This is a genomic window from Bacillus sp. C-3-6, from assembly GCF_054509685.1.
In genome coordinates, this window is sequence record NZ_CM137247.1 from 4115322 (window position 1) to 4137091 (window position 21770).

Here is a 21770-nt window from a genome sequence, read left to right on the forward strand (position 1 = left end):
AGCCCGTACCAATCAAACAGTTACAGGATACATTATTGAATGCCCTGTAAAAAGAGCCATCCTACGATGGCTCTCGAATAAACAAGTACTCCCATCTAGGGGATTTCATCATTAAGTATCTTTGCCCATAACTCTTACTTACGGTTATAAAAGCTTTTCTTTATTTATGAGCTAATCGAGTAGCTATTTTTTCACCAAGACGCAGCTCTTGTCCACTCTTTAATTCCTGCACTACTTCTATCATATCTTTTTCAAACAATAACACAACTGTTGAACCAAATGTAAAGTATGCCATTTCTTCACCTTTTTGAACAGTGTCTCTCTCATGCAAAAGCTCAATACTATTAACAAACATGGCCCCTACTTTTACAAGAGCCATATGTTCGCCATCACTGCTTACTTCTGTAACAGAACGATAATTTTTTGACAGCGGTTCTTTCCCGTATTCCATACCAGCTGCATTTACCGGATACGATTTTCTACCGAGTACAAATCTTTCAGTCACAGAACCAGAAAGCGGACTATGAATGCGATGATAGTGACTTGGACTCAAATAAATTACCATATATGTACCGCCTGCATATCGCGTTGCACGTTCTTCATTACCTAGCATATCCACAATTGAATAGCGCTTTCCTTTAATGTCAAATGTTTTTGTATCCTCAATAGGACCATGATCTGCAAAAACACCATCAACAGGACTAACGATACTCGATGCATCTGTATCAATACTACGCTTTCCTTCTTTTAGCTTACGCGTAAATAATTCATGCAATGTTCTATATTCCTTCAAACCCTTTTCCATCTCATCTTGATTAATTTGAAAAACTTTCGCATACGATGGAATAATGATAGAGCTCAAACGAGATTGTGCAAATTTACGTAATATATAAGAAGTAAAGCGACCATTTGTAAGTTCTATCATAAGTCGATATAATGTACGTCGCAAATTGCGAAACCCCCTAATCAGTCTATAACTTTAGTTTTCCCTTATTTTCTTTCTATATCATACGTAAAATTGGTTCTTATTCCCACATATCATATAAAGCAGCCTTATTATACATACAGAAAACTAAGTATGGTATTATTCTTAAATTATTTAGCACCTTCTAATATTACAGATAGAATCCGTCATTTTCAACAGTGAACATGTATTTCTTCTTAGCATAACGCGTTTTCTTTTCTTATTTACAATAAGAAAAGCAGCCTATTTTAAAATATGGCTGCTTCTAATACACTTTACTCTTTCGCTTTTTTCTCTTTCTCTGCCCTTACAAACTCGTGGAACATTTTCATTAAAGCACGCTTTTCGATCCGTGATACGTAACTTCTAGAAATGCCAAGCGCCTTAGCGATTTCCCGCTGTGTTTTCTCCTTATCTAGCCCAAGTCCAAAACGTTTCACAATCACTTCTTTTTCTCTTTCGTCTAAAATATCGATATACTCTTTAATTTTTTCTAACTCCATACTAAGCTGAATCATATCAATTACATCTTCAGACTCTGATTTTAATATATCAATAAGCGATATTTCATTGCCCTCTTTATCTTGCCCGATCGGATCATGAAGTGAAACATCTTTTTTCGTTTTCTTTAGTACACGTAAATGCATCAAAATTTCATTTTCAATACAGCGTGCTGCATACGTCGCAAGCTTCGTTCCCTTTCCTGCAGAATAGCTCTCGATCGCTTTAATGAGCCCGATCGTACCAATTGAAATTAAATCTTCTGCATCTTCTCCTGTGTTCTCAAATTTTTTAACGATATGAGCTACAAGCCGTAAATTATGTTCAATTAAAAGATTTCTCGCTTGAGCATCACCTTGCTCCATTAACTCTAAGTACTTTCTCTCATCATCTGATGATAACGGCTGCGGAAACGCATTATTTTTCACATAAGAAACAAAGACAAACACTTCTCGAACCATATATCCAATTGCGGCGAATAGACTCAAACCTTTCACCTCCGCCAAAATAGTGGTCTTTATTATGTGTATGTGGGCTTGAGGTTGTTTGTGTCTGTACAGTTTATTTATAAAACTCAACACTTCCAACATTTAAAATATTTTATTGTTATATTATAATTATATAAAATTGTTATTTATATATGAATATGCTATTAAAGGGGAAACTATTCATGCTTACATTAGATCGATTATTAAATGTAACAATTTATTTAGGGGTATTTTTACTTTTCATTTCGTTCATTACTTTTGTTATTAAGAGAGGGCCTGATTTATTATTTTTTCAATTTGGAATTTCTTTGTTTTTTGGAGCTCAAATTATAATTGGAATGAAATTTTTTCATAATTATGGTTTCTCCTTTCACTCAAAACTAGAACTACTTATCTTTATTTTCTATGTAATTGGATTTATTACATGTATACTACTGTTCTTTAACTTTCAAAATCCGTATCGAATTTTTTTATTAATTTGTAGTTTTTTATTTTTAACTGGATCCAATTATTACTTTAAAGAAACATTAAATTTTAGTAAAAAAACTCCAAAGCAACATAAAACTTTTTTAAGTACACAAGAAGACTCTTTTCCAAAAGAAGTCCGTAAATTTTCAGAGGATTACAATAACATAATAAGGAATGATTTTTATGAAATACCGATGATTCCTACTGAATTACAGATTACAAGCAAAAAACATTCTTCCCATAGTACATCTTTCTTAGTTGAACTTTATAATAGCGAGAATGAAATTACTGATGACTCTGTACAATTAACTCCATCAGACCGTTTTTATATACTGTTAAATACACAAAAAACAAAAATATCAAAAATAGTATATGAAGGGCAAAATTTTTTCACATTAACAGTCACACTAAAGGCTCTTAATTTACAGCAAGAACCAGAAATTCATAATATGTTTTTAGAAATAGATAAACGTAGAGCGATGAATCTTCTTAATTTTGAAATTAAAGCCCATACTAAAGAATGGAAAGTAACATTTAAAAGTGATAATTCTTCTTCCAATCTTCCTATCACATTTAATTTTGAAAAACGAACAGACAAATTATAAAAATAAAAAGAGTTATTTTCTTTGAAAAATAACTCTTTTTATTTTACTTACTCCAAATCTTTCTCCCAGTTTGGGCATCAATATAACGAATTTCCCGACTACAATCAAAAGGTTCTTTATGTTTTTCATCTGTCGTTTGTTTGTACAGTAGTTTGTATTTCGTTTCCTCTGCATCATGATCCACAAACCATTCTAATTTAACTCGGATAGCCTCTCTGTATATTTCTAACGCTTTTTCTTTTGTTACTTTTGGTGTTGTTTCATATGTAAGTAATTCTTTTATAAAGTTGCCAGACTCTCCAGAGTAGTGCATCACAGCACCATTTTCTGCATTGATGTTGATCATAATATATTTCCGCTCTACATGAATGTCATTTACATAGATTGAAAAGGAAAACCTCTCTATCCCCTCTTCCTCCTCATAATTATCCCAAAGTTGAACATACTTTGTCGCATCTGGGATAATATGCTCTAAAAATTGAAGTGCCTTGCTTAAACATTGCTCTCTTGATAAGATTGTTTTCCTTTTTTTCTCATCCTTCCACATAAAAAAAGAAAGCAATTGATTTGTTTCTTTATCTAGAGTAATTACAACGAATTCATCATGTTTCAACATCGGAAAATGTTTTTTATAAAACTCATCCATTGAATATGAATCCTTCTCTTCTATTTCTTTTTGTAATTCTTCTTTTAATACAAATTTTATCCGGACTTCATCCTCATCTACTGTTTCATCTATTTTGACAAACTTCCCCTTGTCCCAATCAAATAAATCAAACACATCTTTTTTTTGACTACTCTTTAGCGGTTTATCAACAAGTACTGTAGAAGGTAATTTATAGTGTTCTAGCCCATATAAATCTTTACCTGTACTTGCATCAATAAACGCATGACTAGGCTCTGGTTCATATACAAGATGGTACCCTTTTACTTCTTCCCCGTTTTCATACTCACATGAAGAGTATGTTAAATCTACAAATACAAGTCTCATATCTTGTCTAGCTTTCAAATTTTCTAAAACGATATTCTCCCCAACAATTTCACTTGGCCATAACGGTTTTTTCTCTATGGCTTTTTGTCCATTGTAATGAAAATGCACAACATTACCTGAAGGGTGCACTCGCACAACACACCCAGTATTCGGCAATGGATAGCTATTCACTTCTTGCATATAATTTACTTCTTTCCAACCGCGCCTGTCGTCCTTAACCGTTACATATGTATAGAATTCATATTCTTCTTTTGTATATTTTTTTAAGAATGTATTTGCAACCTCTCTTGCTTTATTCTCCTCTATCGCTCCCTTATCACTCGAAAAAGAATTTCCATCATCTATCCTAAATTCGATTAATTTACCAGTATGTCTATTTAATGTAATTTGTATCTGTTTCTCTTCATCATCTTTATGTCCCCACCATAATAGATGATACGGGTCATCAATCCCTTCTTGATCATCTACAACAAGCCTATATTCATCTGGAATTTCAATAATATGAGCTACGTGCTCTTTTCTTTCTTTATCTTTTTGATTCACCATACCCTCTCCTTTGTTACAATTTAAGGTAATTATAACAAAGAAAACCAAAACTTATTAACAAAAAAAGACTAGAGATATCTCTAGTCTTCTACTTCGTCTCACGATGTAACGTTACTCGCTTTAATCGTGGACAATATTTTTTTAGTTCGATGCGTTCTGGATTGTTTCGTTTATTTTTTTTAGAAATATAATTACGATCACCGCACTCCGTACAAGCTAATGTAATATTTACACGCATAGGTAATTCTCCTTTCTTTCAAAGATCGCAAACTAAAACGTAATGATTACGATTTATATATTATAAAACTTCATTCTATTTGTCAATTGCAAAAACAAGAAGATTCCATTTAGAATCCCCTTGTTTTTATAGTTAAATAAATTTTATTAAAACGATTCGTATGTAACAAACTCACTAATTGGCTTTCGATATCCTCTTGGACGAACTTTAGTCGTATCACTTTTCCCTATCGTAATCATTAAAACAGGTATTACATGCTCTGGCATATTTAATTCACTTTGTACTGCTTTTTCATCGAAACCAATCATTGGACATGTATCATAGCCATAATATTTAGCTGCGTACATAAAAGTCATCGCGCTTAACGAAGCATTTCTAATCGCTTCATCCTCCATGAAACGCTCTCCTTTTCCTTCATATAAACCTTTCGTTTGCCTAATTGTATCTTCATATTCGCATTCATCAATCATTTTTAAAACTTTCATACCGAAGTAAATATTTTCAACATTTTGGTATGCTCTTTTATCACCACAAACGAGCACTACCGCTGATGCACTCGATACTTTATATTGACCGAACGCTAATTCTTTTAATCTTTCTTTTCGCTCTTGATCACGAATTACAACATAATGTGTGTGCTGCAAATTATAGCAAGATGGAGAAAGCTTAGTTAACTCAAATATTTTTTTAAAATCCTCATCAGGGATTTCTATACCTTGTATAAATTTCATTGCAGAACGTCTAGCAATTGCTAATTCTTCAAAGTTCACCATATATCCTCCTTAATAACTATAAATTTAAATATACATTAATTTATACAAATAGATAAATCAAATGAAAACACTTTAAATCCGAATAATAATTATGATTAACAGTAAAAAAGACAAAAAGCTGAAACAATTAGTTCATACGAAATTCACACGAATCTATTACTATAGAAATTGTACATAGTGAACTTATTAACAATCACGTTTATTTATATAGAATCTTACTCGAAAGGAGTTGAAAGTATGAAAACTAAATATCGCTTTATGATCTCATCATTTGCCGCTTGTGCTTATATGATTTGGTATTTAGTATAATAACAACCTCACTTGTAAATAGGAAAAGGTGTGTATATAAATGGAATATAATCAATCAACAGTTAACTACTGGAAAGCTTTTGTATTACCATATACATTTGCTTTAGAAGAGTTAAAAACTAAATTTGAAATTATGAACCGGGAAGCTCAATTTTTAGAGGATTACAACCCGTTTGAACATATAAAAACAAGACTAAAACAACCTGAAAGTATTATTAAAAAGCTTGAACGTAAAAATTTATTACCGACAGTTGAAAATGCCCAAACGCATTTACAAGATATTATTGGTATTCGTATTACATGTTGCTTCGTAGAAGATATTTATCATTTAAAAGAAGTCATTCAAAAGCGTGAAGATATGGAAATCATAGAGGTAAAAGATTATATCGCTAATCCAAAGGGAAACGGTTATAAAAGTTTACACATGATTATTAAATATCCTTTATCACTGAATTCTGGTACAAAAGATGTATTTGCAGAAATTCAGTTACGTACACTGGCAATGGACTTTTGGGCAAGTTTAGAACACAAACTTTATTATAAATATGAAGGGAAAATACCGGAGTATTTAAAAGATGAACTACATGATGCAGCAATGAAAGCTGAAGATCTTGATAATAAAATGGCCACAATTCGTCAAGATATTGATGATATTGAGGCATGCTCAAATCAAATTATGCTACCACTATAAAAAAGGTTCTCGCCAATGAGAACCTTTTTTGTACCATTTTTTAGAAGTGCGACTCCCACACTTATTAAAGTTTCACGTTATTTTTTCTCTATCGTGCGAACCTCTTCAATCTTCCATTTCTCATCTTCTTTTCCAAGAGCGTACTGTACTTTCTTTTGAAGAGTGACACTATCGTCTACTTCCTTTTCTTTCGTTTCAACAATAACATACCCTACTTTACTAGCTTTCATATCTATATGTTCCAATTCAATCTTCTTATTTCCCTTTTGAAATGCGGCTTCTTTTTGTGTTTTTAAGTCTTCAGCACTAGGCATCTTCTTTGAAAATAACTCCATATGTTCTGCAAGATTTTTTTCATTCGTCGTTCGCACAAATGTAGTAATAACATCTTGAATAGATTTCTCTTCTTCTTTTGTTATTTGTACCTTTTCCTCAGTTTTTTTAGTAGTAAATTTTTGTTCTACGTTATTCTCTTCTTGTTGACATCCAACTAGTAATACTACAAATACTAGAAGGAATCTTAATTTCCTAAATATTTTTTCCATATTCCCAACTCCTAAAAAGAAAAGTGAGGCATTTCGCCTCACTTTCGCTCTTAATTAACGTCTTCCTTTATTCGGATCGCCACCGCCAACAATATCAAAGACACGTTTCGCTATATTTGTATTCTCTTGAACGCCTGAGAATAAGTATTTACCTGGACCAAATGCATACACGTTCACATCTTCCCCTGTATGTCCACCAGTTGTCCAGCCTGTAACCGAGCGCTTATTGAAAATATCTTCAATTGCATTATCAATCTTTGTTACATCTTTTGACGGAGCTATATCATTTACAGCTTGAATTTCTTCTGGAGTTAATTGTAAATCAATATACTTTTTCAATGTTTCTTCTACATTTGCACCTTTTGCAATCTCATTTGCCATAAAGTCTGGTGTGCGTTTTGCAGCTTTAATTGGATCTACTTTAAAGTTATACTCGCCATTGGCCCCTAAAGATAATCCACCTGTAGCGTGGTCTGCCGTTGCAACAACTAACGTATTTTTATCTTTTTTCGCAAACTCAATCGCTGCTTTGAAAGCTTTTTCGAAGTCTTCCATTTCACTCATTGCACCAACGATATCATTATCATGTCCAGCCCAGTCGATTTGACTTCCTTCCACCATTAAGAAGAAACCATTTTTATTTTTGTTCAAACGCTCAATTGCTGCATTAGTCATTTCTTCTAATGAAGGTGTTTTATCATTACGGTCAATCATTTTATCTAATCCACCTGGTGCAAATAAACCAAGAATTTGATCATTTTTATCATTTAACAATTGATCTCGATCCGTTACATAGCTATAACCAGATTTCTTAAACTCTTCTGTAAGATTACGATCTTTTCTAACAAAGTTCTTTACGCCGCCGCCAAGCATAACATCTACTTTATGCTTCCCTTTAATTTTCTCATCAAAATAATCATTTGCAATTGCGTCCATATTTTTACGGCTAATGTCATGCGCACCGAAAGCAGCTGGTGTTGCATGTGTAATTTCAGAAGTTGCAACAAGTCCCGTTGATTTCCCTTTTTCTTTCGCTTGCTCAAGAACCGTTTTCACTTCCGCTTTATCATTATCAACTGCAATTGCAGCATTATATGTTTTAATCCCTGCTGACATAGCTGTTGCTGCTGATGCAGAGTCTGTAATATTTTCATGCTCATCTTCTGGGTATGTTTTTTGTGTTCCTACAAGATGCTTATCAAATTCTGTAGATTCCATTTCAAAGGTTTTTGGATTATCTTTCATATAACGGTGAGCCGTCATATATGAAGGGCCCATACCATCCCCAATTAATACGATAACATTTTTAATCTTTGCATTGCTTCCGTTCTCATCTGCATTAACCTCACTAGAACGAGTAAAATTCCATGTTGCTACCGAAGTAACTGCTAATGATGCCACAACTGCAAATGGCCATGCTTTTTTCACAAACTTTTTCACTGTCTTGTCCCCCTAATTAGGTTATTCATTTCCCACTATCAAATTTAATGGAAGACTATTAAGAGAAAATTAGCTGTATGTAAATTTTTTGTTAACTTATGTAAATATCAGTTATAATTTGTATAACTTTGTCTCTTCGTATCAGCCATCCTGCCCTTTACAATTTAAATATAAACAGGTTGGATTTCATTTAACGTAAATCTCTTTTTTTTACATTTTGACTCTATTTTTATGAAATTAAATAGAAATGCGGTGAGCCTTTATGAAAATAGTAAAGCTAAATGAGTCTTTTATTTTTGAATTACTTAATCTTTGCAAATCTGTTGGATGGTTACACGATGAAATTTTTATGAAAAAGCAATTCGAAATGTATCTTTCTATCGGCACACTTGTAGGTTATATTCATGAAAACAAACTCATTGCGACTGGAGGAGTATTTCCTTTTACAAGTAACTTCACTTCCATTGGTATGTTAATCGTTCACCCTAATTTTCAAGGACGAGGAATAGGGCGCATGTTGCTAAATCATTGCTTGGAACAAATTCATCCAAAACAACCAATTGCACTTATTGCGACAAAAGCTGGCGAACCTCTATACACATCATGTGGATTTCAAACAGCAACAACAATTCATCGTTTTGAAAAGCAAACTACTAAGACGTATCCTTCTCACTTACAACAAGTACGAGAAGAAGACCTTATATCTCTTACTTCTCTTGATCAAATTGCAACTGGTGTGAATCGTTCTCTACTTTACTCTTTGCTATTACCAAGGGCCATACACGCTTTTAAAATTGAAAGAAATAACCGTATAGAAGCTTTTTCATTATGCATACAAAAGGGCAATATATTATGTATCCATCCACTTATCGCCAAGCAAGAAGAAGATGCTATTCAATTATTAAAAAAGATATGTGAATGTTGGAATGGTATAGTACGAATTGATGTCCCACACTCACAATTTATATTTCGTAAATTTCTTCAAACAGAAAATTTCCAAGAAACGCTCCTTTCACCTCTTATGATAAAAAATAGTAGCCAACTTCCTGGAAATCGTAATATGCTATTTGCTATGATAGATACAGCGTTATGTTAGAAAGGAGACACCTAATTGAAGCGATTTAGCTATTTTATGGTAGGTTGTCTTACTCTTATACTATTAGTAGGATGTAGTGCAGCAGAAAAGCCAGTAGAACAAGTAAAGCAAGTGAAAAATACAATTACAGCTAAACTAGCTACCGAGGAAAAAATGGTAGAAATAGATGGTCAAACCATTTACTTTAAAAAGATTGGTAATGAAAAACCACCTTTACTTATGATTCATGGCTTTGGAGGGTCATCAGATGGTTTTCAAAAGATTTACTCCGATTTAGCAAAAGATCATACAATTATTTCTGTAGATGCTTTAGGATTCGGGCGCTCATCTAAGCCAATGGATTTTTATTATTCTTTTCCAACTCATGCAAATTTGTATTATAAATTAATGAAAAAACTAGGGTATGATTCATTCGCAATACTGGGGCATTCCATGGGGGGAGAAATTTCTCTAAATTTAACATATTTATATCCTGAAGCAGTTACTCACCTTATTTTAACTGATGCTACAGGTGGTCCTCATACATTCGTTACTAAACAAGGCTCACCAAAACCACAATTGCCGACTGATTTAAATGCCGTTTCTTCTATTACTGATTATGATGAGAGCAAAGTGAAATTCAAACGTAACGATGAAGAGCATTATAACAAAATGAAACTATGGCCTAGACGTCTTAAAATTAATGCGAATGAAATGAAACAGCCGACTTTAATTATATGGGGCAGAAATGATAGTAGCGTTTCTTGGAAAGAAGGAGAAACGTATCATCAATTCTTAAAAAATAGCACTTTACATATTATTGAAAAAGGTTATCATGCACCATTTCGCCAAGAACCACAAGAATTTGTCGGGTATGTACAAGACTTCTTTAAGAACAATCCGATCAAAGTTGAAAAATAACATAAACGGGTATCTCATTTTGAGATACCCGTTTTCATATATTAAGCAGCTTGCTTTTGGCGTTTTTGAGTTTTTGATCCTAATACTTTCGGGATAACAAAGCCATCCATTCCAAATTTCCCAGCGTTCATACCGGCAACAAGAACAAACATAGATAAGATAACCATCTCAGGGTTCACACCAATTGACCCACTAAACATATAGGAAAAGTTCATTACAAGACCAAAAAAGACCGCTGTTTTTGTTAAACAGCCTACAATTAAACCAATTCCGACTAAAATTTCTCCCCATGTTACAAGCGTATTAAACAAATCTACATTTGGAATTGCAAATTCTTGTAAGAATGATGCCCACCAAGATTGAACAGCCGGTTGTGCACCTTTAGATTTTTCAATTGCGCCTTGCAAATAACCTGTTGCATCGAATCCTTTTCCTTGTAGTTTACCGATTCCAGCCATTAACCATGTGTAACCAAGATATACTCGAATTACTGCTAATACAAAAGAAACTGCTTTGTTTTCTCTTAAAAATTGAATAACCATATCTTCCTCCTAAAGTTGTAATTAAGTTAGTTACAGTTAATATAATAACATTAGTTACTCATTTTTCAAACGTTAATTATGAATAATTCATGACATGTGTATGAAACATTAAAAACTAACGTTTATATAGTAACTTTTATTACCTGTAAAAACTTGAACATATCATACCACAGGTGATAATCATTTTCATTGAAAAAAATGTAAAAAAATTGTGAGTTAAATGTGAAACACGTTTATTCGAATATAGAATAAACGTGTTTCATACTAATTATAGAATCGAAATGTATGTGTCTCCTCATCAATTAAACTCGCTTCTTGAAACGCTTCTTCTAACGTTTTCCCATGGTTAATAACCCCATAAAATAAGCGTATAGTAAACATAAGTGCTGCATTTCCATCTACATAATCAATCGATCCAATATATGATTTTGCACCACTATGTAAAAAAGATTTTGCAAGTTTTTGCTCCCCTAATGTGCACCCGCTATTTACAATATGTGTATTATGCAATTTTGCATATTTATAAATTTCTGCTTTACCAAAATACCCTCTCGGTTCATCTTGTTCATATACTTCTTCGCCTAACTCTTCCATGACAAACTTTCCTTCTTCACCATGAAAGCAAAAAATAATATAATTAATATCGTCAAATAAGTTCTTTCCAGAAAGAACTTCCACAAAATCTTTCGGTCTACCAATCCAATATGTCACAACTCTTGCACCAAAATACTCAAGAGATGCTCGTATTGATTGCGCCTCTAAATCCGAATTAAAACCAACTACTAATGCAATATTCAACAAACAACCTCCATCCTATAATCAGCCCTTATCAATCAGACTTTTATGGGATAAATCCATTTCATATATACCTGTTTCTTTCAAAAAATCTGATCTAGTTAAAACGACTTTATGTAAATATTGCCTATATGCTGTAATTGTTCCATCGTGAGATACAATGCAAATTCTTTCCGCACCCAGTTCATAACACCAAAGAAGAAATTCATCTACTATTTGCTGAAAGCTATTCTCTGAAATAGTGTTTATACCTTCCTTCCATAACTGATTATTTGAGCTTTTCTCTATCGAAAAATGCGGAAATAACTTTGTTATCATTCCCTGATCTACTATATAATCGCACGGTAATGTTTTCGCTCCTTCTCGATAAGGAAAAATACGCGGAGATACATATGGATGGACTATTTTTTGACAAGCTACTTTCGCACTCCATATTGTCGCCGTTTGTAAAGTTCTAAGTGTAGGACTAACAATTAATATATCCGCTTCTTGTAATGATACATCACGTTGAAGTAATTTAGCTTGAGCCTTTCCTACTCTCGTCAATGGTGGGTCAAACACTTGTAAACTTTCTGGTAAATCCGTTGTATGTTCACCTTCACCATGCCGAACAAAAACGATTTTCATATTCAGTCTCCTCTTACTATAAAATCCTCACACATATTTCTTCCCTATTGCATTCTTTATTCCTGCTGTATAAAAACCGATATGTAAAAAAGGTTTGACACGAAAGTTTGTAAAATATTACAATATTACATGTAAAATACTTTTTACACTGAAAGGAGAATTACATATATGAAATGGATAATTGTCTTTATTGGAATGATTGTATGGGGATATATAAACGGCTTCTTTAGTAGTGATAAAACTGCTAATCCTTGGATTACAGATGATGAACGTGAAACAAAAATTAAACAAAAAGCAATTACGGCAAGCTGGTCCGGTGTTTTTATGTTTTGTACCATTAGCCTCTTAAATAAATGGTTAGGTTTAAGCACAAATGATAACTCACCGTACTTACCAGACCCTATCGCAGCTATTTTAAAGGCAAATGTAGAGTTACAAGTTTTACTCATGCTATTTGTTATGTATGGAATATTTTACTTACATTATCGAAGAAAATTAAGTGCCTAACTTCTAACTCATGATTATCCTCCTAAATGGTTATAGTAATCATGACAAAATGAAAGGAGAGATATAAACATGAGTAACTCGAATGAATTTTTAGATACACTACATGAAAAACAAGCAAAAGATGAACAAAATAGAAAGCGCCAAGGGAACGGAAACCCAGCGAAAAAAAAGCCAAATAAAACACATAAATAACAGTAAAAAACTGCCTAAAACAATCTTTTAGGCAGTTTTTTATTCTTCTTTCACCGAGATAACATTTTCCCAATTCCATTTCTCATAATACCACTCTGGTATATCTACATTTTCAATCCACTTTTTTTCATGTTTTCCATCACTATGAGCTATCCATATATTAGCTTTCTTACGATCTGAACGTATCCATATTAATTGATTGCTCTTCTTCATGAAAATTGGATGATAATCGCCTTGCTTATTAGATGACTTTGTAATTTGATATTGTTTATCGCTTGTGCTATTTATCTCATATAAAGATGGGAATGGTCTTTTTTCTGGCAGAGTTTCAAACCCTCCCTCTTTTGCTCGTGAAACGATAATTACATTATCGTTCTTCCATGTAAAATCCCAATCCACATATCCTTTCGGCGTAAATGTTTGCTGCTGGAGTACTGGCAGTTCTTTTATTTTTAAATGTTTATTCTCTAATGCAACTCTCCCGCTTCCTTCAATATAAGCCAATATGTTTTTTGATGGCGCCCATTTGAACCATTCTGTATTTAATAGCATTTGATCTACTATTTCAAACCGACTACCATCTGCTCGAACTAAGCAAAGCGTATTACTATCAGCTGACCATGAAGCTGTCGGTACCGCTAAAAATGAAATCCACTTTTGATCTGGTGACCACTTAAAGCCACTTGCTACTAGCGCTAGAAAATCATCATGTTCATTTGGCAATGCATACAAATGCTTCATTTTGTGAGGATTCATATGTGCATCTTTTTGCACTTCATATAGCTGAGCCCCTGTCCATCCTGTTGGAAGTAAGTGCGCTTCAGAGGATACAAGAAAGTTCTTTCCATCAGGATACCATGCATAATCACCCACACCAGCCGATACATTTTCAAAATCTGCATTCTTTTTTTCTACATCAAATGTATTCAATGTACCTGTAAATATAAATGCAATTATATTTTCTGTTGGTGACCATTGATAATTCGATGCTTCTGAGTGAAACGGCGTAACTTTCTTTCCATCTTTCAGCCGATATAACTCAAGAATATTTTGTTTCTCCCCTTTTACATATGCCAGCCATTCTCCATCATGTGACCACTTTGGCCCTGTTATGTTCTCTCCTTTTGTAAGTTGTTTTTCTTTCCCATCAACTTTAATCCAAAGGTTATGATGACGAATAAAAGCAACTTTCACACTATTATTTTCTGCGCTAGTAATAGCGATAGAACATAAAAACATAAACAACACTACACTACCACTTACTATTAGCCTTTTCATACCATCACTCCATTTCCCTCATAGCATTCCTCACTTTCTTCCTACAATATGTGAAAAATATCGATTCGACATAATCAGAAAAAATTCCCCAAGAAATTTTCAATTCATAGAGGATTGGTATGAATTATGTCGAAAGTATAGTTTAGCCAACATTTATATTTATAAGTTCTAACTAAAATGTAAGATTACATTTCTGAATATTGGCACTTTTTATTAGGGGGAGTATCAATGAAAAAAACTACATCTACACTATTAAGCATGGCGCTTGTCTTTTCTAGTTTTGGAGCTTTAAGCGCTCATGCTGAATCACTACAAAAGGAGAAGCAATTTAGTCCACAATTAAAAACAACGATTGAACAGTGGGGAGAACATAAAATTGCTCAAAATGTTGAAACGAAAACAACAAAAGAAATATCAGTAATTGTAGAATTGCAACATGCACCTCTCGCTGCTCAAAGTAATATTCAGCATGCTCCAGATTTACAAAATAGTAATGCGCAGTCTTATCATGCTGAGCTAAAAAAAGCACAAGAAGATACGACTAAGAAAATAAAAGAAAAAGCACCTGGTGCAAAAATTAAAGAAGTGTATAATACGTTATTTTCCGGATTCTCTATTTCAGTTCCTGGAGATCAAATTACCTCTCTTGCCTCTTTACCTGAAGTAAAAGCAGTCTATCCGAACTTAACATATAAATTGCATGAAACATCAAAAAGTACTACTAACGAAGAAGCACCAAATATCGGTGGACCGACAATTGGTGCACCTGAAGCGTGGAATTTAAAAGATCCATCTGGCAAACCGCTTGATGGAAAAGGCATGAAAGTAGCCATTATCGACTCTGGCGTAGACTATACACACCCTGACTTAAAGGCAAATTATATCGGTGGATATGACAAGGTTGATGAAGATAGCGATCCAATGGATGGTAACGTACATGGTACTCATGTAGCTGGAATTATTGCGGGTAATGGAAAAATTAAAGGCGTTGCTCCAAACGCTTCTATTCTAGCCTATCGTGTAATGAATGACGGTGGAACTGGTACAACAGATGATATTATCCAAGGGATTGAGCGAGCGATTCAAGATGGTGCGGATGTGTTAAACCTCTCCCTTGGGCAGGATTTAAATGTACCTGATCAGCCTGTAACATTAACGTTAGAACGAGCAGCGAAACTTGGTGTTACTACTGTCGTTTCAAATGGAAATGACGGACCAAAACCTTGGTCTGTTGATGCTCCCGGTAACGCAAGTAGTGTCATTTCTGTTGGAGCATCTACGGTTTCTATCCCGTTTCCAACATTCCAAGTAGCTGGTTCCAGCAAAACATATCAAGGGTTACCGTTATCAAAATCCGATTTTCCAATAGGAAATGATTCCCCTCTTGTATACGTTGGCTATGGCAATCCAAGTGATTATGCAAAACAAGATGTGAAAGGGAAATTCGCACTTATTTTACAAGGTACTTCTAGTACATTAGTAAAAGCAGAACAAGCGAAGCAAGCTGGGGCACTTGGTGTGTTATTAATCTCTAGCGAAAAAGAAATTAATATGATGCCGGAATATTTTTCACGTGAACATCTAGCTGTCCCAGTAATGCAATTATCAAATACAAATGGGGAAGAATTAAAAACTTTAATTACAAAACGAAAGAAAAATATAAAAATTGGACAACCAAAGCAAACAGAACTTATCGGTAACTTTAGTTCAAGAGGACCATCACAAGGAAGTTGGCTAATAAAGCCTGATGTTGTTGCACCTGGAGTACAAATTACTAGTACAGTACCGCGAGGCGGCTATGAATCGCATAACGGAACAAGTATGGCTGCTCCGCAAGTAGCTGGAGCGGTTGCCCTCTTGCGTCAAATGCATCCTGATTGGACGACAGAACAATTGAAAGCGGCTCTTGCTAACAATGCAAAAACATTACATGATGTCAATGAAAATACATACCCTGTTATGGCACAAGGATCAGGTTTAATTAACATTCCGAAAGCAGCTCAAACAAATGTATTAGTAAAACCTAACAATGTCAGCTTTGGTCTTATTAAGCCAAATAGCGGAAAAGTAAAACTGACGCAAAATGTTACATTACAAAACCTTTCTAGTAAAAAGAAAAGTTTTGTAACTCGTGTGGAGTTACTAGATGCAAACACAAACACAAAATTAAAAGCTTCTGTCCCTTCATCGATTAGCATTCAACCGAATAGTAGTACCGAAAAACCATTTACTATCACTGTAGATAGCTCACTACCACAAGGTGTGTATACTGGAAATGTATATGTAAAAGAACAAGGGGCAAAAGAAGAAATTCGAATTCCATTCACATTTAGTATCGATCCTAAAGATTATAAACGTATCGATGGACTTGAAATTATTAATTCTACTTTTAGCCCAAATGGCGACCACGTACTAGATGATAATCTCATCAACTACTATTTAGTTGCGCCTGTGGATGATGTAACATTGCATGCAAATTTAGTTACGAAAGAACGTGTAACGTATCAAGGGATTATCCATCAAGCTAAAAATGCAACTCCTGGATACAAACCTTTCAAATGGAATGGTACAAAAACCGATGGAACTCCTTTAGCTGACGGGCTATATCAAATCGAAGCAGTTGCTTCTAATTCTGGCGGAGAAACAAAACAAACAGCTGCTGTATTTCTTGATCGAACTGCACCTAAGTTAACATACAAAGTTGACCAAGAAAATCTCGTAATTAGAGGAAAAGTTGATGATATTCTACTAGATTGGATGTCAGAATCTGGTTGGATAGCACCTGGTATTCCAGTGAGAATGCAATATGAAATTAACGGAAATGGTGTATGGGACCAGGCATTCCTGAACCCTTGGGAGAAAAGCTATGACATTTATTTCGATCGTACTCAATTACAAGAAGGAAAAAATACTATTCACATTGTAGCAACTGATGCAGCTGGCAATACCTCTAATTTAACTGTTAATTTAGAAGTGAAATAAAGTGAAACTTCAATCAGTAGAGATTTCGTTCATCCCCACTGATTATTACCCTTCACCAATCGGGAGTTACGGGCAGTTAATCTCCCATCTCACTTCTTTGCTCCAACCGAATTTTGAGGTAGGAATTTTACTGCTCATTAACACGGGATAAAAATTTTTGTTGACAATTTTTTTAATATAGTTTTATAATACAAAACATAGTTTAGTTGAACGAATTATATATCGGCTTTGAAGGAATACTAGTAGCGACTTATATCACTGTCTCAGAGAACTGATGGTTGGTGCGAATCAGTACATATACAAGCGTGAATTACAATTCTGGAGCTTCTTTCCCGTAATGCTTTTTATGCATGAAGAGAAAGACGGATCTTTCCGTTATCGTAAAGTGAGTGGTAAACAATTAGTTGTTTACAAATAGGGTGGTACCGCGATTTTTATCGTCCCTATCGGATTTTCCGATAGGGACTTTTTTGCGTCCATCCTCTTACACAATTTCATATATACGCGTTGAAAGAATCGCAGTAGTATCTTATATCCCTGTTACAGAGAGCTAATGGTCGGTGGAAATTAGCACATATATAAGTATGAATTACAATTCTGGAGCTTCTTTTTCGTAGTGCTTTTATGCATGAAGGAAAAGACGGAATTTTTCCGTTATCATTAATTGAGATGTAAGTATATTTTCACTTACAAATAGGGTGGTACCGCGATTCTTTCGCCCCTATCGGATTTTCCGATAGGGGCTTTTTCTATTTCTCACAGAAACAGATGTTAAATAATTCCGAATCTTATGATAAAATTTTATAAGCGCTTACAAATAATGAAGGGAGGTGATACAAGCTATACGAAATCGATATTCAATTTTATAGAAAAAAAGGAGGATGTCTAAATGACAAAGAAAACAGAAATTCCATCGCATTTAAAACCATTCGTATCCACACAACATTATGATCAATACACACCGGTGAATCACGCTGTGTGGCGTTACATTATGAGACAAAATCATAGCTTCTTAAAAGACGTTGCTCATCCAGCCTATGTGAACGGACTACAATCATCTGGTATTAATATAGATGCAATTCCAAAAGTAGAAGAAATGAATGAGTGTTTGGCACCAAGTGGCTGGGGCGCTGTAACGATTGACGGACTTATTCCCGGCGTAGCATTCTTCGATTTTCAAGGACACGGATTACTACCGATCGCAACAGATATTCGGAAAGTAGAAAATATCGAGTACACACCAGCTCCAGATATCGTACACGAAGCCGCAGGACACGCACCGATTTTACTTGATCCTACATATGCAAAATATGTGAAACGTTTTGGGCAAATTGGTGCAAAAGCTTTCTCTACAAAAGAAGAACATGATGCATTTGAAGCTGTTCGTACATTAACGATAGTGAAAGAAAGCCCTACTTCTACTCCTGATGAAGTTAAGGCTGCTGAAAATGCTGTAATTGAAAAACAAAACTTAGTTTCTGGTTTATCAGAAGCTGAACAAATTTCACGTCTTTTCTGGTGGACAGTAGAATATGGATTGATCGGAAATATAGATGATCCAAAGATATATGGTGCTGGTCTCCTTTCTTCTGTTGGCGAAAGCAAACATTGCTTAACAGACGCTGTAGAAAAGGTTCCATTTTCTATCGAAGCATGTATAGGGACAACTTATGACGTAACAAAAATGCAACCACAACTATTTGTTTGTGAATCCTTTGAAGAATTAACAGATGCGCTTGAAACATTTTCTAAAACAATGGCCTTTAAAACAGGTGGAAAAGAAGGTTTAGAAAAAGCAATTCGCTCTGAGAACTATGCAACAGCTGAGCTAAATAGTGGATTACAAATTACAGGTACATTTAGCGAGACAATTGAAAACGATGCAGGTGAATTAATTTACATGCGAACAAATTCGCCAACGGCATTAGCGCTTCATAATAAACAGTTAGCAAATCATTCTACTTCTGTACACAGTGACGGATTTGGAACACCGATTGGATTACTCACTGAAAATATTGCATTAGAAAATTGTACAGACGAACAACTACAATCATTAGGAATTACAATTGGAACTATCGCTGAGTTTACTTTTGCAAGTGGTATTCATGTAAAAGGAACAGTAACAGATATTGTAAAAAACGATAAGAAAATTGCTCTTATTTCCTTTATCGATTGCACAGTTACTTATAACGCCCGCGTTTTATTTGATGCTTCATGGGGCGCATTTGATATGGCTGTTGGCTCACAAATCACTTCAGTATTCCCAGGTGCCGCAGATGCCGCAGCATTTTTCCCAATGGATGAAGAAGTTCACGAAATTCCTGCTCCACTTGTACTGAATGAACTTGAACGTATGTATCAAACAGTTCGAGATATTCGAAGTGAGGGGATTTTACACGACGCGCATATCGATCAATTAGTAGCAATTCAAGAAGTATTAAATAAATTTTATGCGAAAGAATGGTTGCTGCGCCTTGAAGTATTAGAGTTACTTTTAGAGCATAACAAAGGGCATGAAACATCGGCAGCATTACTACATCAACTTTCTACTTTCACAACTGACGAAGCTGTAACACGCCTTATTAACAATGGTCTTGCGTTACTTCCAGTAAAGGATGTGAAAAATGATGCTAAGATTAACTGAAGAAGAAGTTCACGAAGAATTATTGAAGGTAGATAAATGGATGGTAAAAGATGAGAAATGGATTGAACGAAAATATATGTTTTCCGACTACTTAAAAGGAGTCGAATTTGTCTCTGAAGCCGCCAAACTATCAGAAGAACATAATCACCATCCATTTATCCTTATCCAGTATAAAGCAGTTATTATTACTTTGTCATCTTGGAATGCAAAAGGTTTAACGAAACTAGATTTTGAGCTTGCAAAACAATTTGATGAACTATTTTTACAAAACGAAAAAGCAATTATAAGAAAATAAAAGGAGAAGCCTTTTTAGGCTTCTCCTTTTATTTTGAAATGGATACAATGTCCAAATGGATCCTCGACTTGTAATATTCCATCTTTGTACGTAGCAATCTTGCCAATATTTTTTAAGCTTTCACATACTTGCTCTTTTTGTTTTTCATTCGCTAGTACAACTGTGAAATATTTCAAACCAACAGAACCTGGCATTTGCGGTGGTACCCCTTCACCTTGCCATGTATTTAAACCGATATGGTGATGATAACCACCTGCAGATACGAACAATGCTCCATTACGAGATGGAATCGTTACTTCAAAACCAAGACCATCAACATAGAAACGTTTCGCTTCCTCTAAATCAGCTACATGAAAATGAATATGCCCCATCACAGTACCAGCTGGAAAGCCATTCCATGTACTTCCTTGCTGTAATAATTCTTCACCAGCTAACGGGTTACTAACAAATGGGAGTTCTCCATTCTCATCACGCCAAACTTCTTTTTGTCGATCATGATAAATTTCAATCCCGTTTCCATCTGGATCAGCTAAATAAAGAGCTTCACTAAAGTAATGATCGGCTCCGCCATGTAGTGGATATACCATCTCTACAAGATGACGAAGAACATTCGCTAAATCCTGTCTACTTGGTAATAAAATTGCATAATGATATAACCCTGTTCTTCCTCTTTGCTTCGGAAAAGCTTCTTTCTTTTCTTCAATGATAAGAAGTGGTTCATCATTTTCATTCCCAAATGTAACGACTGCTTCTTCTTCTCTTAGCACCTTCATACTTAGTACTTCCGTATAAAACTCTAGTGATTTCTTTACATTAGATACGTATAAATGAACAACATCAAGTGTTGTATCGGGATGAAGTTGAAAACTCATCTTGTTAGCCCCCCCATTTAAATTAGTTCTTTTTTGACATTTTTTCTTTTAAGAAATTATCTACAAAACCATCAGCTTTTGCAACAAATAAGTATGCACCCATTGCTAATAATGCAAGTTCTAATTCGAAACCAGGATTTTTTCCATCTCCCAATAAACCAGCTGACCATTTCACTTTTACGATTGCTCCAACCATAACAAGTGCAAATAATAATCCAATATATCTTACACCTAAACCTAGAATTAATAATAGACCTCCAACTAATTCAAACGTTGCTACACCGTATGCAAGTCCTCCTGGTAAACCAATACTTGTAAACCATCCTGCAATATTGTCAATTCCTGATTGGAATTTTGTTAAACCGTGCATGAAGAATGTTACCCCTAACACGATACGAATAATTAAGTTACCAATATGTTGATTCATTTCATTCTCTCCTTTATAGTTTTCTTATACAAAACTTTTATTCACATTACAAAA

At 34.4% G+C, this 21770-nt stretch carries 22 protein-coding genes and 2 other annotated features; of the genes, 9 read left to right on the forward strand and 13 right to left on the reverse strand.

The genetic code is table 11. The features are described 5' to 3' along the window. Positions 1-160: 160 nt before the first annotated feature. A complete protein-coding gene (locus ACW0JX_RS21135) occupies positions 161-949 on the reverse strand; it encodes a phosphatidylserine decarboxylase (protein ID WP_001255000.1) in 789 nt (262 codons plus the stop codon). Between the two features lie 290 nt (positions 950-1239). After that, complete coding sequence (gene sigK / locus ACW0JX_RS21140; RefSeq protein WP_000051382.1) at positions 1240-1953, reverse strand: RNA polymerase sporulation sigma factor SigK; 714 nt, start codon at positions 1951-1953, stop codon at positions 1240-1242. A 152-nt stretch (positions 1954-2105) separates the two neighbouring features. On the opposite strand from sigK, the gene ACW0JX_RS21145 reads away from it, so the two are divergent. After that, positions 2106-3026, forward strand: a complete 921-nt coding sequence (locus ACW0JX_RS21145; RefSeq protein ID WP_003271732.1) for a hypothetical protein — start codon at positions 2106-2108, stop codon at positions 3024-3026. Between the two features lie 43 nt (positions 3027-3069). Here the strand turns inward: ACW0JX_RS21145 and ACW0JX_RS21150 are convergent, their stop codons facing one another. The 3 genes from ACW0JX_RS21150 to ACW0JX_RS21160 form a co-directional block, all read right to left on the reverse strand. Then, positions 3070-4563 carry a YcdB/YcdC domain-containing protein gene (locus ACW0JX_RS21150; RefSeq protein ID WP_144465077.1) on the reverse strand — a complete coding sequence of 498 codons (1494 nt, stop codon included), beginning with the start codon at positions 4561-4563 and terminating at the stop codon, positions 3070-3072. An 88-nt stretch (positions 4564-4651) separates the two neighbouring features. Further along, a complete protein-coding gene (gene rpmG / locus ACW0JX_RS21155; protein WP_001265617.1) occupies positions 4652-4801 on the reverse strand; it encodes a 50S ribosomal protein L33 in 150 nt (49 codons plus the stop codon). Between the two features lie 146 nt (positions 4802-4947). After that, positions 4948-5574 carry a nitroreductase family protein gene (locus ACW0JX_RS21160; protein WP_000245980.1) on the reverse strand — a complete coding sequence of 209 codons (627 nt, stop codon included), beginning with the start codon at positions 5572-5574 and terminating at the stop codon, positions 4948-4950. Positions 5575-5923: 349 nt separating this feature from the next. Here ACW0JX_RS21160 and ACW0JX_RS21165 point away from each other — a divergent pair, with 349 nt between their 5' ends. Further along, positions 5924-6574, forward strand: a complete 651-nt coding sequence (locus tag ACW0JX_RS21165; protein WP_000456213.1) for a GTP pyrophosphokinase — start codon at positions 5924-5926, stop codon at positions 6572-6574. Between the two features lie 77 nt (positions 6575-6651). Here ACW0JX_RS21165 and ACW0JX_RS21170 read toward each other — a convergent pair whose 3' ends face one another. Further along, on the reverse strand, positions 6652-7119 hold the full coding sequence (locus tag ACW0JX_RS21170) for a hypothetical protein (protein ID WP_053563631.1): 468 nt from the start codon (positions 7117-7119) through the stop codon (positions 6652-6654). Between the two features lie 54 nt (positions 7120-7173). Next, positions 7174-8559 (reverse strand): alkaline phosphatase, encoded by a 1386-nt coding sequence (locus ACW0JX_RS21175; RefSeq protein WP_000714908.1) that lies wholly within the window; start codon positions 8557-8559, stop codon positions 7174-7176. Positions 8560-8821: 262 nt separating this feature from the next. On the opposite strand from ACW0JX_RS21175, the gene ACW0JX_RS21180 reads away from it, so the two are divergent. Both ACW0JX_RS21180 and ACW0JX_RS21185 read left to right on the forward strand, forming a co-directional pair. After that, entirely contained in the window at positions 8822-9655 is an 834-nt protein-coding gene (locus ACW0JX_RS21180) for a GNAT family N-acetyltransferase (protein WP_098976537.1), read from the forward strand. A gap of 15 nt (positions 9656-9670) precedes the next feature. Next, positions 9671-10555 carry an alpha/beta fold hydrolase gene (locus ACW0JX_RS21185; protein ID WP_098976538.1) on the forward strand — a complete coding sequence of 295 codons (885 nt, stop codon included), beginning with the start codon at positions 9671-9673 and terminating at the stop codon, positions 10553-10555. Positions 10556-10596: 41 nt separating this feature from the next. Here ACW0JX_RS21185 and ACW0JX_RS21190 read toward each other — a convergent pair whose 3' ends face one another. The 3 genes from ACW0JX_RS21190 to ACW0JX_RS21200 form a co-directional block, all read right to left on the reverse strand. Next, positions 10597-11097 carry a DoxX family protein gene (locus tag ACW0JX_RS21190; protein WP_000236608.1) on the reverse strand — a complete coding sequence of 167 codons (501 nt, stop codon included), beginning with the start codon at positions 11095-11097 and terminating at the stop codon, positions 10597-10599. 264 nt (positions 11098-11361) lie between these two features. Further along, positions 11362-11898: a delta-aminolevulinic acid dehydratase gene (locus tag ACW0JX_RS21195; protein WP_098976539.1), complete on the reverse strand. Its 537-nt coding sequence runs from the start codon at positions 11896-11898 to the stop codon at positions 11362-11364. 18 nt (positions 11899-11916) lie between these two features. Then, entirely contained in the window at positions 11917-12519 is a 603-nt protein-coding gene (locus ACW0JX_RS21200) for a histidine phosphatase family protein (RefSeq protein WP_000706247.1), read from the reverse strand. Positions 12520-12687: 168 nt separating this feature from the next. Here ACW0JX_RS21200 and ACW0JX_RS21205 point away from each other — a divergent pair, with 168 nt between their 5' ends. Together ACW0JX_RS21205 and ACW0JX_RS21210 are read left to right on the forward strand one after the other, a co-directional pair. Continuing rightward, positions 12688-13026: a hypothetical protein gene (locus tag ACW0JX_RS21205; protein WP_000871151.1), complete on the forward strand. Its 339-nt coding sequence runs from the start codon at positions 12688-12690 to the stop codon at positions 13024-13026. A gap of 69 nt (positions 13027-13095) precedes the next feature. Beyond that, positions 13096-13218, forward strand: a complete 123-nt coding sequence (locus ACW0JX_RS21210; RefSeq protein ID WP_000071866.1) for a DUF4023 domain-containing protein — start codon at positions 13096-13098, stop codon at positions 13216-13218. A 39-nt stretch (positions 13219-13257) separates the two neighbouring features. On the opposite strand, the gene ACW0JX_RS21215 is transcribed toward ACW0JX_RS21210, so the two are convergent. Beyond that, positions 13258-14496 (reverse strand): TolB family protein, encoded by a 1239-nt coding sequence (locus ACW0JX_RS21215; protein ID WP_069356215.1) that lies wholly within the window; start codon positions 14494-14496, stop codon positions 13258-13260. Positions 14497-14724: 228 nt separating this feature from the next. Between ACW0JX_RS21215 and ACW0JX_RS21220 the strand changes: the two genes are divergently transcribed. The 3 genes from ACW0JX_RS21220 (at position 14725) to ACW0JX_RS21230 (ending at position 20417) form a co-directional block, all read left to right on the forward strand. Beyond that, positions 14725-17478 carry a S8 family serine peptidase gene (locus ACW0JX_RS21220; RefSeq protein ID WP_459245043.1) on the forward strand — a complete coding sequence of 918 codons (2754 nt, stop codon included), beginning with the start codon at positions 14725-14727 and terminating at the stop codon, positions 17476-17478. Between the two features lie 219 nt (positions 17479-17697). After that, positions 17698-17926 (forward strand) — a binding site (T-box leader). A 50-nt stretch (positions 17927-17976) separates the two neighbouring features. Continuing rightward, positions 17977-18204, forward strand: a binding site (T-box leader). A gap of 163 nt (positions 18205-18367) precedes the next feature. After that, a complete protein-coding gene (locus tag ACW0JX_RS21225; protein WP_000163188.1) occupies positions 18368-20122 on the forward strand; it encodes an aromatic amino acid hydroxylase in 1755 nt (584 codons plus the stop codon). Continuing rightward, the gene (locus ACW0JX_RS21230) at positions 20103-20417 is read left to right on the forward strand and encodes a 4a-hydroxytetrahydrobiopterin dehydratase (RefSeq protein ID WP_000979537.1); all 315 of its coding nucleotides are present in this window, start codon (positions 20103-20105) and stop codon (positions 20415-20417) included. The genes ACW0JX_RS21225 and ACW0JX_RS21230 overlap by 20 nt, the downstream gene beginning before the upstream one ends. Before the next feature lie 14 nt (positions 20418-20431). On the opposite strand, the gene ACW0JX_RS21235 is transcribed toward ACW0JX_RS21230, so the two are convergent. Together ACW0JX_RS21235 and ACW0JX_RS21240 are read right to left on the reverse strand one after the other, a co-directional pair. Beyond that, the gene (locus tag ACW0JX_RS21235; RefSeq protein ID WP_000009849.1) at positions 20432-21289 is read right to left on the reverse strand and encodes a VOC family protein; all 858 of its coding nucleotides are present in this window, start codon (positions 21287-21289) and stop codon (positions 20432-20434) included. A 22-nt stretch (positions 21290-21311) separates the two neighbouring features. Beyond that, positions 21312-21716 carry a DoxX family protein gene (locus ACW0JX_RS21240; protein ID WP_001071553.1) on the reverse strand — a complete coding sequence of 135 codons (405 nt, stop codon included), beginning with the start codon at positions 21714-21716 and terminating at the stop codon, positions 21312-21314. Between the last annotated feature and the right edge of the window lie 54 nt (positions 21717-21770).

Bases quoted from the DNA above. Each gene is read 5' to 3' on its own strand.
- ACW0JX_RS21145 (WP_003271732.1), top strand. From the start codon at position 2,106: ATGAATATGCTATTAAAGGGGAAACTATTCATGCTTACATTAGATCGA.
- ACW0JX_RS21150 (WP_144465077.1), bottom strand. From the start codon at position 4,563: ATGGTGAATCAAAAAGATAAAGAAAGAAAAGAGCACGTAGCTCATATT.
- rpmG (WP_001265617.1), bottom strand. From the start codon at position 4,801: ATGCGTGTAAATATTACATTAGCTTGTACGGAGTGCGGTGATCGTAAT.
- ACW0JX_RS21160 (WP_000245980.1), bottom strand. From the start codon at position 5,574: ATGGTGAACTTTGAAGAATTAGCAATTGCTAGACGTTCTGCAATGAAA.
- ACW0JX_RS21165 (WP_000456213.1), top strand. From the start codon at position 5,924: ATGGAATATAATCAATCAACAGTTAACTACTGGAAAGCTTTTGTATTA.
- ACW0JX_RS21170 (WP_053563631.1), bottom strand. From the start codon at position 7,119: ATGGAAAAAATATTTAGGAAATTAAGATTCCTTCTAGTATTTGTAGTA.
- ACW0JX_RS21180 (WP_098976537.1), top strand. From the start codon at position 8,822: ATGAAAATAGTAAAGCTAAATGAGTCTTTTATTTTTGAATTACTTAAT.
- ACW0JX_RS21190 (WP_000236608.1), bottom strand. From the start codon at position 11,097: ATGGTTATTCAATTTTTAAGAGAAAACAAAGCAGTTTCTTTTGTATTA.
- ACW0JX_RS21200 (WP_000706247.1), bottom strand. From the start codon at position 12,519: ATGAAAATCGTTTTTGTTCGGCATGGTGAAGGTGAACATACAACGGAT.
- ACW0JX_RS21205 (WP_000871151.1), top strand. From the start codon at position 12,688: ATGAAATGGATAATTGTCTTTATTGGAATGATTGTATGGGGATATATA.
- ACW0JX_RS21210 (WP_000071866.1), top strand. From the start codon at position 13,096: ATGAGTAACTCGAATGAATTTTTAGATACACTACATGAAAAACAAGCA.
- ACW0JX_RS21215 (WP_069356215.1), bottom strand. From the start codon at position 14,496: ATGAAAAGGCTAATAGTAAGTGGTAGTGTAGTGTTGTTTATGTTTTTA.
- ACW0JX_RS21220 (WP_459245043.1), top strand. From the start codon at position 14,725: ATGAAAAAAACTACATCTACACTATTAAGCATGGCGCTTGTCTTTTCT.
- ACW0JX_RS21225 (WP_000163188.1), top strand. From the start codon at position 18,368: ATGACAAAGAAAACAGAAATTCCATCGCATTTAAAACCATTCGTATCC.
- ACW0JX_RS21230 (WP_000979537.1), top strand. From the start codon at position 20,103: ATGATGCTAAGATTAACTGAAGAAGAAGTTCACGAAGAATTATTGAAG.
- ACW0JX_RS21235 (WP_000009849.1), bottom strand. From the start codon at position 21,289: ATGAGTTTTCAACTTCATCCCGATACAACACTTGATGTTGTTCATTTA.
- ACW0JX_RS21240 (WP_001071553.1), bottom strand. From the start codon at position 21,716: ATGAATCAACATATTGGTAACTTAATTATTCGTATCGTGTTAGGGGTA.